This is a genomic window from Undibacterium hunanense, from assembly GCF_014284335.1.
Classification (GTDB): domain Bacteria; phylum Pseudomonadota; class Gammaproteobacteria; order Burkholderiales; family Burkholderiaceae_D; genus Undibacterium; species Undibacterium hunanense.
Window position 1 is genome coordinate 41,042 of sequence record NZ_JACOGF010000010.1, and the last position, 14,920, is coordinate 55,961.

The following is a 14,920-nucleotide window of genomic DNA, read 5'->3' on the forward strand; positions in this document are numbered from 1 at the left end:
CAAGTAAGTGCAACAAAAAAACGCTGCTTGACAAGCATCAAATTCGGGAGTTCTTTTTACAAAAAATTTACGCGAATCAATGTCTATTTACTACTTATCTCTACAGGATAGCCAGGCTGCGGTACCGCACTCAAACTGTGAGTGGCAAATCCAGGAAGAAACTGGTGCCCGCACCTATGCTGCTTTTGACGCTTAACTGACCATGTAATATCGAAGTTGCAATGTTATAGCAAATATTCAAGCCCAGGCCGCTGCCTCCCTGCCCCAGTTTAGTCGTAAAAAAGGGATCAAAAATACGTTTTTGATTTTCTTCGGGTATGCCCGCCCCGTCGTCTGAAAAACCGATCAGTACGCGTTGCTCATCCACCATGGATACGTCGATACGCATGTGACCGGATTCGACGTGATCAAAGGCATGCAGGATGGAATTTTCTACCAGGTTGCTGATCACCTGTCCCAGCGACCCGGGGTAACTGTCCATGTGGATGTTATAAGGTACATTCAGTTCTATCGTATGGCCAGTCTGGGTAATGCGTATGTTCAGTGTGGCGATGATGTCGTGCAAGACCTGGCGCAAATCAAAGCTGCGTCTTTGCTCTGAAGTGCGATCCACCGCCACCTGCTTGAAGCTGCTGACCAGAGTGGCGGCACTGCTTAAACCACGCATCAGTATCTCGGATGAAGTTTTGACTTCGTCGCAAAAATTGTTCAGATCAGAACGACGCAGGGTCTGGCCTTGCAGCTTGCTGTGCAAGACTTTGCTGCCATCCTGCAAGGTACTGGCGACCAGCAGGCAATTGCCTATCGGCGTATTGAGCTCATGTGCAACACCGGCCACCAGAGAGCCCAGGGCGGCCAGTTTTTCTTGTGCCAGCAAATGCTCCTGGGTTTGTTTCAGGCGCAGATAGGCATCTGCATTGCCCAGCGCAATCGCGCCATAGGCACACAGCGAGCGGAAAATCATTTTCTCGCGTGCGCCATACACAAGCTGGCGGGACGATTGTATGGTCATGGCGCCCAGTACACGCTCGCCGATAATCAAGGGCGCAAACAGCATGCTGTGTACTTTTTCTGTGCCGGGTATCAGGCCGGGCAGATCGTCTTCGCCGGCCAGCTCAATGGAAATTTCGCTTCGTTCTTTTACACAGCGCACTGAATTAGAGACTTCGCTTTGCATGTAGACGGTATCCGGCTCTATTGGCACGCCGTTTTCCACACCAAAGGCAGACGTCATGCTTTGCTGGTCATCATTCATGAGGTAGATGACAAAGGCGGTAACGTGCAGCAAATCGTGTACATGACGGTTGAGTGCGTCGAATACTGCCTCGGCATCCAGGCTGCCGGTAATTTCCTGGCCTATCGCACCCAGTTTTTCCAGCACGGCACTGGTCTGTTGCAAGACTTCGGCGCGCTCTGCTTCGGCTGCCGCCAGTTGGCGCAGGTGTTCGCTTTCTGCCTTCATGAGTTCAGTCTGCTGATTCAACTGCATGGCATTGACGCGATGTGCTGCATCCTGGTTATGAATTTTTTCTCGGGCAGCAATGGCTTCGCGACTATATTCATATGCTTCTTTGAAACTGCCGACAGCGGCATAGGCATTTGCCAGTTCCTGATACAGCTCACCCGGCACGACAAAGCCGCCAATATGACTGGCGATATCCATGGCCATGCCAAGATAATATAGCGCAGCACTGGCCGCCTGCATGTCGACCGGAGGTGGCAAGAAATGCCGTGCGTGCAAGGCAGCCAGCACCCGCAAGACTTCAACATGGCGATAACTGTCTTTGCTGTGACGCACCAGTTCCAGCGCATCCAGCGCGGCCAGTTGGGCCTCTTGTGCCTGCCCCAACTGCGACAATGCAGCCGCATAACCACGGCGTGAACCGATCCGGAAATCCAGGTGGTCTTTATTGTCGGCCCAAAACATCAGCTCAGAAAAACTCTTCAGCGCGACATCAAAATCACCACGGTCCAGCGACAAATCGCCCAGGTAACGCAAAGCCAGTAAATGTGAGCGTGAACCAACAACATTATTCAGAATGGGAAAAGCGCTCTCCAGCAATTCCTTGGCACTATCAAGTCGCCCAAGACGACGCAGGGTTTCTGACATCTGGATCAGGCAACTGGCGATGCTGTTAGGCCAGCCAGTTTCGCGGGCGAGATTCAAGCCTTCCTGTATCCAGCGTAAGGCGGCCTGATGATCACGCATGCTGTTGAATGAATCACCGACATTGCTGGCGATGCTGATCAGACGTCTTTTTTGCCCGTATTGCCTGGCAAATTCAAATACCTGTATGCCACGTGCGGCCGATTGCGCAAAATCGCTGCTTACGGAAGATGTATAAATCTGGAATTCATTGATATAACTGTTGACGAACGGGTCGTCAATCGCCGTCGCAGGATTGTGGCTTGCACTCCAGCGCTCGATAGCACGTGGCAGGTTGCGCAATACCATCTGGTTGACCAGAAGCGATTCGGCCACAACCTCTCGCATGCTATCGTGGGCCTGGCGGGCAAACAGGATGGCCCGTTCGACTTCCACCTCCATCACCTGCATCTCGCCTTTCAACAAACCAACGCAAGCCAGCAGATAGTGCGCATCTGCTGCCAGCATGGCTGTGTAGCGCGTTCTTTCATGTTCAGACAGTTGCAGGCTCATTTCTGTCATTTGCTGGGCATTATCAAACTCACCAAACAGCCACGCGACTTCAGCCCTGACCAGCATCAGCCGGGCATGAATAAGATCAGATTGAGGGTCTTTTTTTGTTGTGGCAGCAAGCGGCAATAACTCATGCAGCAACTGCTCTGCAGCATCAGCCAGTTTTAACGCCCTGCCCGTGTCGCGCTGGCGCAAATGCCATGCCAGGCTGACCGTCACGTTCAGTAACTCCTGTCCTTGCAAACACGGCAACTCGCATTCCCATTGTTTTACTTCGTCATCAGTAACGAACATGTCCATGGGATAAACGCTAATATCAAAAGGCTAAGGTGGCTGGAATAAGTCCTGTTTCAGAAATAGTATCAGATCAATGGAAAAAAGTTCACTTTATCCCATATCAGTTCAACATCATTTGAATAATGTTAACAAAAAACTGCCCGGTGCAAGCATGGCAAGCCTGGTGTAAGCAAGCCATGTTAGTCTTGAGACAAAGTATCAGGCATCCGGCTATGCAATCACATCCGATTTTTTAGCCACCAATGTCAAAATATCATACGACGCGACCAGTTCATTATCCTGATTGGTCACTTCCACATCCCAGGCCACTACGCCCTGCCCCACGCCTTTGGCATCTTTCTTTTGCCTGTCTGTCTTGCGCTTGCAGGTCAGACGGGCACGGATGGTGTCGCCTATGCCTACCGGTTTGATGAAGCGCAGGGTATCGAGGCCATAGTTTGCCAGGACGGGGCCCGGCGCGGGTGACACAAATAAACCGGCAGCCGCTGACAACACAAAATAGCCATGCGCAATACGCTTGCCGAAAGGGCTTTCTTTGGCAGCGATCTCATCAAAATGCATGTAGAAAAAATCGCCGGACAAACCACCAAAGCCAACGATATCAGCTTCACTGACTGTGCGTCTGTGCGTCAGCAAGGACATACCGATCTGCAAATCTTCAAAATAGCGGCGGAAAGGATGAATATCAGATTCGAGCACGGTAGCACCGCGCACATGTTCTGCCGTCACTGCCGCCAGCATGGTGGGCGCACCCTGCACGGCAGCTCTTTGCAGATAATGTTTGACGGCGCGGCTGCCACCCAGTTCTTCACCACCACCGGCACGACCAGGGCCGCCATGCTTCAATTGCGGCAAAGGGGAACCATGGCCGGTTGATTCTGGTGCTGATTCTGCATTCAAGATCATCAGGCGACCATGGCGTGCTGCCATATGCGGTATTGCCATGGCCGCGACATGCGGGTCTTTGGTGACCAGGCTTGCTACAAGACTGCCGCAGCCTTTTGCGGCCAGCGTCAACGCTTCCTGCATGTTCTGATAAGGCATCAGGGTAGTCACCGGGCCAAAGGCTTCAATCTCGTGTACAGCTGAATTTTCCATCGGTTGGCGACAGACGATCAGGGTCGGCGAGACGAAAGCGCCCTGCTCCAGCCCATCACCCTGCAATTGCGTGGGTACAGTGCCACCGCAGATGATTTGATTGCCTGCTGCCAGTTGCTGAATGCTGGCGAGTACATCGTGCTGCTGTGCACGGCTGGCCAGCGGCCCCATGCGTACACCTTCAAGACGGGGGTCACCGACAATTGTTTTCTCCAGCCTGGCGCGTATCTTTTCTGCCACGACATCCAGTTGTGCAGCGGGCACCATGGCCCTGCGTATGGCCGTGCATTTTTGCCCGGCCTTGGCCGTCATTTCACGCACCACTTCTTTGACATACAGATCCAGCTCTTCATCACCAGCCACTATATCCGGCCCGAGTATTGCGCAATTCAGTGAATCAGCTTCGGCATTGAAAGGAATGGAACGGCACACGATATTTGGATGTACCTTCAATTGCGCTGCGGTGGCCGCAGAACCGGTGAAGGTGACGACATCGGTTTCTTCCAGCAGATCAAGCAGGTTGCCAGTAGAACCGATGACCAGTTGCAAACTACCTTCAGGCAGCAAACCACTGGCATGGATTTGCCTGACCAGTGCTTCGGTCAGATACGATGTTGCAGTCGCCGGTTTGACGATACATGGCATGCCCGCCAAAAAGCTGGGAGCAAATTTTTCCAGCAAACCCCAGACCGGAAAATTGAAGGCATTGATATGCACAGCCACACCCTGGCGCGGCACCAGGATATGCGTGCCAGAAAAATGCCCCTGTTTGCCCAAGGGCATGGCCGGGCCTTCGTGCACCACATTCCCGGACGGGAATTCATTCGTGCCTATGCTGGCGTAGGCAAATACGGTACCTGCACCACCTTCTATATCTATCCAGCTATCACTGCGCGTCGCACCGGTGTGGGATGAAATGGCGTATAGCGCTTCCTTGTGTTCAGTCAGGTATTTGGCCAGGGCGCGCAGGATGGCGGCACGCTGCTGGAAGTCCAGCGCCAGCAAATTTTTCAGGCCGACCTGCCTTGCATAAGTCAGCGCTGCGCCAAAGTCCAGGGCTTCGGCATGACTGGCGTACATCGCACTGCCATCAATGGCGCTATGCAGGATTTGTTGTGGCTCTGTACCTGTCCATACACCGGCTATCCAGCTTTGCAAAATTTTCATGGATTACTCTCTTAAATAATCAGATATTCAGATACTCAGATCAGGACTTGGTGCCATCAGGTCTTGGTACTATATGCTGGCAAGCCTGCTGCCAGCGCAATGCGTGGGCGATTTTCTTCGACTGCAGTCAGCGCTTCCACTTCCTGCATACTGGCGAGTGAGCGCCTGGTCAGTGCATGGTATTGCGCCGTGCCTTCGGTCTTCCAGGCGATTTCTTCATCACGCAAGGCACGCGCAATGCGTGCTGGTGCGCCCATGACCAGGCTGCGTGGCGGTACGTCCATACCGGCTTTGACAAAGGACATGGCAGCGACGATCGACGATTCACCAATCACAGCCTTGTCCATGACCACGGCATTCATGCCCACCATGGCATTTCTGCCTATATGACAGCCATGCAAGACGGCGCCATGACCGATATGCCCATCCTGCTCCACCACCGTGTCGCTATCAGGAAAACCGTGGATGACGCAGGTGTCCTGCACATTCGCGCCGCCTTCCAGAACAATGCGGCCAAAATCACCACGCAGGCTGGCAGACGGGCCGATATAACAGCCAGGCCCGACGATCACGTCGCCTATCAGTGTCGCGCTGGGGTGTACATAGGCTGTAGGGTGCACCACCGGTATCAGGCCGTCGATTGCGTATATAGTCATGCCATATCCTTGGCTTCAGGCACGTTCGATGATGAGTGCAATGCCCTGCCCTACACCTATACACATGGTGCACAGTGCGTAACGGCCATTGATGCGCTCCAGCTGGTTCAGTGCGGTCGTCACCAGACGTGCGCCGGATGCACCCAGCGGATGGCCTATCGCGATTGCGCCACCATTTGGATTGACGTGTGCCGCATCATCCGCCAGACCAAGATCACGCGTGACTGCCAGGCCCTGTGCAGCAAAGGCTTCATTGAGTTCGATAACATCCATCTGCGCCAGACTCAAGCCAGTTTGCGCCAGCAGTTTACGGGTTGCCGGTGAAGGGCCAAAACCCATGATGCGTGGTGCCAGACCTGCCGTCGCCATACCGACGATACGGGCACGTGCTGTCAGGCCATGCTGCTTTACCGCAGCATCTGAAGCCAGCAACAAAGCGCAGGCACCGTCATTCACGCCGGATGCATTGCCGGCAGTGACTGTGCCATCCGGTTTGACCACGCCTTTAAGGCGAGTCAGCATGGCAATATCGGTGTCGGGCCGTGGATGTTCATCGGTATTGAACAAAATGGCTTCGCCCTTTTTTTGCGGGATGCTGACAGGGATGATTTCCCCTGCAAAAAAACCGGCAGCATGGGCGGCCGCCCAGCGTTGCTGGCTGCGCAGGGCAAAGGCATCCTGATCAGCGCGATTGATGCCAAATTGTTCGGCGACGTTTTCTGCGGTTTCCGGCATGGAATCGATGCCGTATTTTGCCTTCATCAAGGCATTCACAAAACGCCAGCCTATGGTCGTATCTTCTATTTTTGCTGCACGTGAAAAAGCACTGTCGGCCTTGGCCATAACAAAGGGTGCACGCGTCATGCTTTCTACACCACCGGCAATAATCAGTGAGGCTTCACCCGATTTGATGGCACGCCCACCTATACCTATGGCATCCAGACTGGAACCGCACAGGCGATTGATGGTATTGGCCGGCACGTCTACCGGCAAGCCTGCCAGCAGTGCCGCCATACGACCTACATTGCGATTATCTTCACCCGCCTGGTTGGCGCAGCCGTAATAAACATCGTCCACCAGTTGCCAGTCGACACCGGCATTACGCGCGATCAATGCCTTGATCGGCAAGGCTGCCAGATCATCAGTGCGCAGGCTGGCCATGGCACCACCGTAACGGGCGAATGGGGTTCTGACGGCATCACATATCCATGCTTCCATAATCTTTGTCCTGGTCTCTTATAGGTTAGTATTTTTTCTTCATGCCTTAGGGCGATTGTCCACAACACGCCTGGCCTTGCCCACCAGGGTGCGTTCTATGCTGTTGGCGGGTAATATGCTGACCTTACAGCTGACACCGATAAAGGTTTTGATATGGTGTTCCAGCTGCTGGCGCAGTTGCTGAACATCCTGTTCTGACAAGGTAGCAGATATTTCGGGGCGCAATTCAGCTACGATGTCGAGCTTGTCCATATGCCCGTCACGCGCCACCACCAGTTGGTATTGCGGTGCTAGTTGCGGATGTTTGAGTATCAGTTCTTCTACTTGCGTGGGAAATAAATTTACACCACGGATGATGAGCATGTCATCAGAACGCCCGGTGATTTTACCCATGCGGCGCATGGAGCGTGAAGTCGGCGGCAGTAAACGCGTCAGATCACGGGTGCGGTAACGTATGACGGGGAAAGCTTCCTTGCTCAGCGAGGTAAACACCAGTTCCCCCTCTTCGCCATCAGGCACCACTTCTCCGGTATCCGGGTTGATGATTTCCGGGTAAAAATGGTCTTCCCAGATCACCGGACCATCTTTGCTTTCTATACATTCACTGGCAACACCCGGGCCCATCACTTCTGACAAACCATAGATATCAACGGCGTCGATACCGGCGCGCATTTCGATCTCACTGCGCATGGCATCGGTCCATGGTTCGGCACCGAAGATGCCAATTCGCAGCGAGGTGTTGGCAGCGTCTATGCCCTGGCGCGTCATTTCTTCTATGATATTGAGCATATAAGAAGGCGTGACCATGATGATGGATGGCTGAAAATCCTGTATCAGTTGCACCTGTTTTTCTGTCTGCCCGCCAGACATGGGGATGACAGTGCACCCCAGTCGCTCTGCCCCATAATGCGCACCCAGGCCACCGGTGAACAGGCCATAGCCATATGAAATCTGCACGATATCGCCTGCACGGCCACCAGCAGCGCGTATCGAACGTGCTACCAGGCTTGCCCAGGTATCAATATCTTTTTGCGTGTAACCGACCACGGTCGGTTTGCCCGTGGTACCGCTGGAAGCATGCACCCTCACCACTTTTTCACGCGGTACGGCAAACATGCCGAAGGGATAGTTGTCGCGCAAATCCTTCTTGCCGGTGAATGGAAATTTCGCCAAATCAGCCAGGGTTTTCAAATCATCGGGATGCACGCCCGCCGCATCAAAACTGGCGCGGTAGTGCGCGACATTGTTGTACACATGCTGCAAGGTCCATTTCAGTCGCTGCAATTGCAGGGCCTGGAGTTCATCCTTGCTGGCGGTTTCTATTGCGTCCAGGCCTGTAGCTTTTTTTCTGTCTGTGTTGTCTGCCATGCTTTGTCTCCCGCTCACTTATCCTGATTTCGTTTCTATGATTGATGGCTAAACACAAGGTCAATTTGGAATTGCGTTTTCTTGCAATACCAGACCCGGTACAACTTCCGCGTTCAGCTTATGTGATTTGCCACGGAACAGCGCGATCAATTGGCCATGTTGATTAGTCAGGCGCGCATCGTAAATGCCGGTACGGCCAGTCAATGATTGTTCTGTCGCAGTCGCGGTGATGACATCACCTTCGCGCCCTGGTGACAGAAATTCTATGCTGCAACCGGCAGCGACAGTGACATGATTACGGCTATTGCAGGCAAAGGCAAAAGCGCTGTCAGCCAGGGTAAACAAATAACCACCGTGGCAGGTCTTATGCCCGTTCAGCATGTCAGGCCTGATCAACATGCTGAGTGTCGCCGTACCTTCGGCCACATGAGCTATCTGCATATTCAGCCCGCGCGTTGCGGCATCGCTGGCGAACATGGCGGCGGCAGTCAGTTCTGCCATATGCTGACTGTCTTTGGCAAATTGCGTGGTTTCTGTACTCATTTATGCTTTTCCTCGGGCAGATCAAACTTATAGAACTTACGCAAAACCGCCCCAAAGCGTTGTAGCGCCTAGTCGTACTAAAGTACTGCCTTCGTCGCTACGCCTTGTTGGGACAATTTTGCGAAAGTCCAAACTTATTTGCCAACAAACTTTGGCGCACGCTTCTCTACAAACGCCGCCACACCTTCACGATAGTCCTGACTTTGTCCCAGTTCACGCATCATATTGGTTTCCAATATCAGTTGCTGTTCCAGGGTGTGCTGCGGGCTGGCGTAGATTGCCTGCTTGGTGAAGGCCAGGCCCTTTGTCGGAGCAGATGCAAAATGCGTGGCCAAAGCCATGGCTTCGGCTTGCAACTGATCATCATCCACACACTTCCAGATCAGCCCCCATTGCTCTGCCTGCTCAGCACTGATTTTGCCGCCCAGCATGGCTGCGCCTATGGCTCTGGCTGTGCCCAGGGCGCGTGGCAAAAAGTATGTGCCGCCGGTATCCGGTATCAAACCCAGCTTGCAAAAAACTTCAACAAAACTGGCCGAGCGTGCTGCCAATACGATGTCGCAAGCCAGTGGCAGGTTGGCACCGGCACCGGCTGCCACACCATTCACGGCGCAAATAACCGGGATGGGTAAAGCACGTAAGGCCAGCACCAGCGGTGCATAATATTTTTCCACTGACGCACCCAGGTCAGGCGGCGCAGCGTCGGCCGCATTGTCTCCTTTCACGGCACGGTCAGATAAATCCTGGCCTGCACAAAAGCCGCGCCCGGCACCAGTCAATACCATGACGCGCACCGAGGCATCAGCGCGTAGCACAGTCAGCGCATCCTGTATTTCCAAATGCATGGCAACGTTGAAACTATTAAGCTTTTCCGGGCGGTTCAGGGTCAGGTGGGCAATGCCGTCACTGATGTGAAACAGGATGTGGGAATAGTCCATTCAATTCTCGCTATCAAAATCCAGGGTCAGGGTATCGCTGACCGGGAAGCTCTGGCAGGTCAGCACGAATCCGCGTGCCACTTCGTAATCTTCAAGGGCATAATTCCTGTCCATATCGACCTTGCCCTCCACCACTTTGGAACGGCAGGTCGAACATACCCCACCCTTGCAGGAATAACGCATATCATGCCCCAGCTTCAAGGCTGCATCCAGTACAGATTCCTTATCTTTTTCCATATCGAAATGGGTGTGATGACCATCCATGATAATCGTCACGACGCAAGACGATTTGCCAGGCAGAGGCTTGGCGCTGGCGACATGCCGGTGCGTCGGTATGCTGGCGGCAAACAACTCGACCTTGATCTGCTCTTTGGCCATTCCACGCTGCTGCAGCGCAGTGCTGACAGCGTGCATCATGTCTTCCGGCCCGCAGATGAAGGCGGCATCCATGTCGTCTATGCGTATCCATTGATCAAACAGGTTCATACATTTTTCTGCACTGATGCGGCCATTGAACAAGTCTATATCCTGTTGCTCGCGGCTCATGATGTAGATCAGGTTCAGGCGCTGCAGGTAACTGTCTTTCAATGCTGCCAGTTCTTCCTTGAACATGACAGTCGATGATGCGCGATTGCCATATACCAGGGTAAATTTGCTGCGTGGCTCTGTCTGCAGCGTAGTCTTGATGATGGACAACAAGGGGGTGATGCCACTGCCCGCTGCAAATGCCAGATAATGTTTTTCATGCTCAGCAGCCAGGGGAAGATTGAAATGTCCCATGGCAGGCATGACATCGATAGCCATCCCCGTGCGCAGGCTGTCGTGCACCCAATTGGAAAATACGCCGCCCTGCACGCGCTTGATGGCAACCCGCAATTGTCCATCCTGCACGGCAGAACAAATCGAGTACGAACGCCGTATATCTTCACCAGCTATTTGCGCACGCAGGGTCAGGTGTTGGCCTTCACGATAGATAAACTGTTGTTGCAAGCCGGCAGGCACGGCAAAACTCAATACCACGGCATCACGGGTTTCTGGCCGTATCTGACTGACTGTCAGCGGGTAAAATTTGCTCATGTATTGTCGTCTCCCTTTATTTTTTTTATTCGCTCAATGCGGTTTGAAGTAATCAAAAGGTTCCAGGCAAGCCTTACATTTATACAGCGCCTTGCAGGCAGTTGATCCAAACTGGCTGACCAACTGAGTATCGACAGAACCGCATTGTGGGCAAGCGATGGCTGGCTGCACTTCTCGATAACGTTGTATGGAGGAGATATCTACTACCTGTTGCTGTGGCGGTGCGATACCATAGCCGCTTAACTTTTGTTTGCCTGCTTCCGTCATCCAGTCTGTATTCCAGGCAGGTGACAGTTGATACACGATGCTGGGTGTGTTGATGCCATGCGCCTGCAATGTCTTGCCGATTTCCTCGGCAATCACATCCATGGCCGGGCAACCAGAATAGGTGGGCGTAATCGTGATCACACATTCTGTGCCCTGCCATTCCACTGCACGGATGATGCCCAGGTCCGTTACTGAAATAACCGGAATTTCGGGGTCACTGACTTCACCCAGCCATTGCCAGATCTGCCCTGTGCTGGCGGGCGGATAATTCACATCTGCTATAGCGATGCTTACCATTGCGCCCCCGGATAGGCGCGCTGCAAGAACTGCATTTCTGCCAGCAGGTAACCCATATGTTCGGTATGTACGCCTTGTCTGCCGCCCTTGTGCATCCAGCTACTGGCATCCGGCAGGTGCAAGGTGGCGGCATGCATGACATCCGCCAGATGGGTATCCCAGGCTGACTTCAATTGTGAAGGCAAGGGAGCGATACCTGCTTCATGCATCGCGACATCAACCTCATCATCCATGAACATTTCACCAGTGAAGCGCCACAATTCGTCCAGCGCCGCCTGCATCATTTTCTGACTCAATTCGGTACCATCACCAAGCCGCACCACCAGATCGCTGCTGCGGCGCAAATGGTAAGTGACTTCTTTCAGGGATTTTTCTGCGATGGCAGCGATCTGCTGATCGCTGGATTGCTGCAATGCCTGTAGATAGTGGTAATGCCAGGTATCAAACAAAAATTGCCGCATCAGGGTATCGGCATAAGTACCGTTCGGCTGTTCGAGCAACAAAAAATTATGAAAGTCGTGCGCATCACGCAAGAATGCCAGATCGTCTTCTGTACGGCCCTTGCCTTCCAGTTCTGCTGCGTAGCTATACCAGAGCCTGGCCTGGCCTATCAGGTCAAGGGCAACATTGGTCAGTGCCATGTCTTCTTCCAGCGCAGGCCCCTTGCCACACCATTGCGACAGGCGCTGGCTGAGTATCATTGCATGATCAGCCAGGCGTAAAACATGGCTGAACTTGTCATTGTGCTTGTGATTGAACTTATCCTCTGACATCTCAATTCTCCAGAATTATTTAGCTATGATGTATAGATTTGTTCGATCACAGATTCTTGACTTCATCCGGCATGGGGAAGAAAGTCGGATGACGATAGACCTTGCTGTTCGATGGTTCAAACAGGGCTTCCTTGTCGCCGGGGCTGCTGGCAAAAATATCGCCGGCCCGCGCCACCCAGATGCTGACGCCTTCATTGCGACGCGTGTACACATCGCGTGCATGGTTGATCGCCATTTCTGCATCCGGTGCATGCAGGCTGCCTACATGCTTGTGCGCCAGACCGTGCTGGCTGCGGATGAATACTTCCCACAGGGGCCATTCTTTGCTCATCATTGGTCTCCAGTATTTTTATGCGCTCTTTTTTTGATCGTGCTGCTTGTCTGCATGCGCCTGCAAGGCATCACGGAACCAGGCACCATCTTCATAGGCCTTGACACGGGTACGCAGGCGTTCACGGTTGCAGGGGCCATTGCCTTTCAAGACCTGGTAAAACTCATCCCAGTTAATGTCACCAAAATCATAATGGCCACGTTCTTCATTCCACTTGATGGCAGGGTCTGGCAGTTGCAGACCCAGATATTCAATCTGTGGCACGGTCTGGTCGACCATGCGCTGACGCAATTCGTCATTTGAAAAAAGCTTGATACGCCATTGCGCCGATTGCGCACTGTTCACCGATGCCGCGTCTGAGGGGCCAAACATCATCAGCGCTGGCCACCAGTAACGATTCAATGCATCCTGCGCCATGGCTTTTTGTTCTGCTGTGCCACGGCACAGTGCCATCATGATGTCGTACCCTTGGCGCGCATGGAAGGATTCTTCTTTGCAGACGCGTATCATGGCACGTGAATAAGGACCGTAAGAGCAGCGGCACAGCGGTATCTGATTGATGATCGCAGACCCGTCGACCAGCCAGCCTATGGCACCCATATCAGCCCAGCTCAGGGTTGGGTAATTGAAGATACTGGAATACTTGGCCTTGCCGGAATGCAGGTCAGCCAGCAGCTCATCACGTGATACCCCCAGGGTTTCAGCAGCGCTGTACAGGTACAGGCCATGCCCTGCTTCATCCTGGATTTTGGCCAGCAGGATGGCTTTGCGTTTCAGGGTAGGTGCACGGGTGACCCAGTTCCCTTCCGGCAACTGACCGACGATTTCGGAATGCGCATGCTGTGAAATTTGCCGTATCAGGGTTTTTCTATAGGCATCAGGCATCCAGTCTTTGGCTTCAATGCGGATACCGGCATCGATTCTGTCCTGGAAGGCACGCTCTGCATCACTTAATTCTTCGGACGTGCGGACTTTTGAGAGACCTGTTTCCACTAATTGTGCATACATGACAACATCCCCTTCTGAGTACTTTGTAAAGATACAAAAACTTGATCTGCCTCAAACAAATTATATGATACAGTTTTTATTGATGTTAGTGTTTTTTTGTATCATTTAATTTAAACAGGTATTTCCGCATGACAATAGCGGGATGTAAATCTGCGTGTGCAGAGCCAGGCTTGGGTAAAATCTGTCTGACATCATCTGGGCTCTAACCTAAAAGTATCGTATGCGAAATGAAGCAAAAATCCAGGACTGGATAGAACTAAGCATCGCCAGGGATCCGCCACGCGCCAAATCATTGGTGATGACGGTGTTTGGCGATGCCATCGCGCCGCACGGTGGCAGTATCTGGCTGGGAGAGTTGATCACGCTGATGGGCCATTTCGGCATCAGTGACCGCCTGGTACGCACCAGCGTCTTCAGACTGACTGACGAAGGTTGGCTGGAAGCCCAACGCGATGGCCGTCGCAGCAGCTATCAACTGGCAACGGCCACCTATGCCCGCTTCCAGCATGCGTATAAAAGGGTGTACACACAGCAATCACCAGTCTGGGACAAACACTGGACGCTGCTGATTGCCAGTAATAGCGATGCAGGCAGCGGCAATAAAAACCAGCTGAAGAAGGAATTAAGCTGGGAAGGCTTCCGCCAGATCAATACCGGCGTCTTTGCACATCCGCAGGCAGACAGGGTGGCCTTGCAGGACATTCTGGATCGCACAGGTTACCGCAATCAATTACTGATCTGTAGCGCCAGGGATGATGAACAGTTACACGGCCTGCCCCTGCATTCACTGATCAAGTCTCACTGGCAACTGGATGAAGTCAATGCCAGCTACCAGAAATTCATCGACAACTTTTCCCCTCTGTTGAAATTAATCAGCAACCAGGATTTGCAGGCACCTGCCGCCTTCGTCATACGCAGTCTGCTGATCCACAATTTCCGTCGCACGCAATTGCATGACCCGCACCTGCCAGCAGAATTACGCCCGGCTGACTGGGCTGGCAGCAAGGCCTATCAGTTGTGTCGCGCTGTATATCAATGCTGCTATCAACAGGCAGAACAATTGCTGTCTGTAGCCCTGGACGGCAGCAGCAACGCCAGCAGCACCGGCCCCGCTGCTACAGATCTGCAACAACGCTTTGCCAACTGACAGACGCAAGCCGCAAAATAAAAACGCGGACCAGCTATAAACTGGTCCGCGCTTTTACATCTGCCACTATCAGGCC

At 53.0% G+C, this 14,920-nt stretch carries 13 protein-coding genes; 1 reads left to right on the plus strand and 12 read right to left on the minus strand.

Annotated elements, in window-relative coordinates:
- Positions 1 to 130 precede the first annotated feature (130 nt).
- From H8L32_RS18535 to paaA, 12 genes are all read right to left on the minus strand, one after another.
- Positions 131 to 2,953, minus strand: a complete 2,823-nt coding sequence (locus H8L32_RS18535; RefSeq protein ID WP_186948760.1) for an ATP-binding protein — start codon at positions 2,951 to 2,953, stop codon at positions 131 to 133.
- Positions 2,954 to 3,166: 213 nt separating this feature from the next.
- A complete protein-coding gene (gene paaZ, locus H8L32_RS18540; RefSeq protein WP_186948761.1) occupies positions 3,167 to 5,221 on the minus strand; it encodes a phenylacetic acid degradation bifunctional protein PaaZ in 2,055 nt (684 codons plus the stop codon).
- A 56-nt stretch (positions 5,222 to 5,277) separates the two neighbouring features.
- Positions 5,278 to 5,877, minus strand: a complete 600-nt coding sequence (locus tag H8L32_RS18545) for a phenylacetic acid degradation protein PaaY (protein ID WP_186948762.1) — start codon at positions 5,875 to 5,877, stop codon at positions 5,278 to 5,280.
- Positions 5,878 to 5,892: 15 nt separating this feature from the next.
- Positions 5,893 to 7,095: a 3-oxoadipyl-CoA thiolase gene (gene pcaF, locus H8L32_RS18550; protein ID WP_222619413.1), complete on the minus strand. Its 1,203-nt coding sequence runs from the start codon at positions 7,093 to 7,095 to the stop codon at positions 5,893 to 5,895.
- Positions 7,096 to 7,134: 39 nt separating this feature from the next.
- Positions 7,135 to 8,463: a phenylacetate--CoA ligase PaaK gene (paaK, locus tag H8L32_RS18555; protein ID WP_186948763.1), complete on the minus strand. Its 1,329-nt coding sequence runs from the start codon at positions 8,461 to 8,463 to the stop codon at positions 7,135 to 7,137.
- Positions 8,464 to 8,523: 60 nt separating this feature from the next.
- On the minus strand, positions 8,524 to 9,006 hold the full coding sequence (paaI, locus tag H8L32_RS18560) for a hydroxyphenylacetyl-CoA thioesterase PaaI (RefSeq protein ID WP_186948764.1): 483 nt from the start codon (positions 9,004 to 9,006) through the stop codon (positions 8,524 to 8,526).
- Positions 9,007 to 9,140: 134 nt separating this feature from the next.
- Complete coding sequence (gene paaG / locus H8L32_RS18565; protein ID WP_186948765.1) at positions 9,141 to 9,944, minus strand: 2-(1,2-epoxy-1,2-dihydrophenyl)acetyl-CoA isomerase PaaG; 804 nt, start codon at positions 9,942 to 9,944, stop codon at positions 9,141 to 9,143.
- A complete protein-coding gene (gene paaE, locus H8L32_RS18570; RefSeq protein WP_186948766.1) occupies positions 9,945 to 11,021 on the minus strand; it encodes a 1,2-phenylacetyl-CoA epoxidase subunit PaaE in 1,077 nt (358 codons plus the stop codon).
- A gap of 33 nt (positions 11,022 to 11,054) precedes the next feature.
- On the minus strand, positions 11,055 to 11,585 hold the full coding sequence (gene paaD, locus H8L32_RS18575) for a 1,2-phenylacetyl-CoA epoxidase subunit PaaD (RefSeq protein WP_186948767.1): 531 nt from the start codon (positions 11,583 to 11,585) through the stop codon (positions 11,055 to 11,057).
- Positions 11,579 to 12,358, minus strand: a complete 780-nt coding sequence (gene paaC / locus H8L32_RS18580) for a 1,2-phenylacetyl-CoA epoxidase subunit PaaC (RefSeq protein ID WP_186948768.1) — start codon at positions 12,356 to 12,358, stop codon at positions 11,579 to 11,581. Before paaC ends, paaD begins: the two co-directional genes overlap by 7 nt.
- Before the next feature lie 46 nt (positions 12,359 to 12,404).
- The gene (gene paaB / locus H8L32_RS18585) at positions 12,405 to 12,689 is read right to left on the minus strand and encodes a 1,2-phenylacetyl-CoA epoxidase subunit PaaB (protein WP_110252930.1); all 285 of its coding nucleotides are present in this window, start codon (positions 12,687 to 12,689) and stop codon (positions 12,405 to 12,407) included.
- An 18-nt stretch (positions 12,690 to 12,707) separates the two neighbouring features.
- Complete coding sequence (gene paaA, locus H8L32_RS18590) at positions 12,708 to 13,697, minus strand: 1,2-phenylacetyl-CoA epoxidase subunit PaaA (RefSeq protein ID WP_186948769.1); 990 nt, start codon at positions 13,695 to 13,697, stop codon at positions 12,708 to 12,710.
- 220 nt (positions 13,698 to 13,917) lie between these two features.
- Between paaA and paaX the strand changes: the two genes are divergently transcribed.
- Positions 13,918 to 14,844 (plus strand): phenylacetic acid degradation operon negative regulatory protein PaaX, encoded by a 927-nt coding sequence (gene paaX / locus H8L32_RS18595; protein WP_186948770.1) that lies wholly within the window; start codon positions 13,918 to 13,920, stop codon positions 14,842 to 14,844.
- Positions 14,845 to 14,920: the final 76 nt, after the last annotated feature.

What these genes read in the sequence shown, in the direction of transcription:
- H8L32_RS18535 (WP_186948760.1), bottom strand. Translation starts at nt 2,953, where the DNA reads ATGTTCGTTACTGATGACGAAGTAAAACAATGGGAATGCGAGTTGCCG.
- paaZ (WP_186948761.1), bottom strand. Translation starts at nt 5,221, where the DNA reads ATGAAAATTTTGCAAAGCTGGATAGCCGGTGTATGGACAGGTACAGAG.
- H8L32_RS18545 (WP_186948762.1), bottom strand. Translation starts at nt 5,877, where the DNA reads ATGACTATATACGCAATCGACGGCCTGATACCGGTGGTGCACCCTACA.
- pcaF (WP_222619413.1), bottom strand. Translation starts at nt 7,095, where the DNA reads ATGGAAGCATGGATATGTGATGCCGTCAGAACCCCATTCGCCCGTTAC.
- paaK (WP_186948763.1), bottom strand. Translation starts at nt 8,463, where the DNA reads ATGGCAGACAACACAGACAGAAAAAAAGCTACAGGCCTGGACGCAATA.
- paaI (WP_186948764.1), bottom strand. Translation starts at nt 9,006, where the DNA reads ATGAGTACAGAAACCACGCAATTTGCCAAAGACAGTCAGCATATGGCA.
- paaG (WP_186948765.1), bottom strand. Translation starts at nt 9,944, where the DNA reads ATGGACTATTCCCACATCCTGTTTCACATCAGTGACGGCATTGCCCAC.
- paaE (WP_186948766.1), bottom strand. Translation starts at nt 11,021, where the DNA reads ATGAGCAAATTTTACCCGCTGACAGTCAGTCAGATACGGCCAGAAACC.
- paaD (WP_186948767.1), bottom strand. Translation starts at nt 11,585, where the DNA reads ATGGTAAGCATCGCTATAGCAGATGTGAATTATCCGCCCGCCAGCACA.
- paaC (WP_186948768.1), bottom strand. Translation starts at nt 12,358, where the DNA reads ATGTCAGAGGATAAGTTCAATCACAAGCACAATGACAAGTTCAGCCAT.
- paaB (WP_110252930.1), bottom strand. Translation starts at nt 12,689, where the DNA reads ATGAGCAAAGAATGGCCCCTGTGGGAAGTATTCATCCGCAGCCAGCAC.
- paaA (WP_186948769.1), bottom strand. Translation starts at nt 13,697, where the DNA reads ATGTATGCACAATTAGTGGAAACAGGTCTCTCAAAAGTCCGCACGTCC.
- paaX (WP_186948770.1), top strand. Translation starts at nt 13,918, where the DNA reads ATGCGAAATGAAGCAAAAATCCAGGACTGGATAGAACTAAGCATCGCC.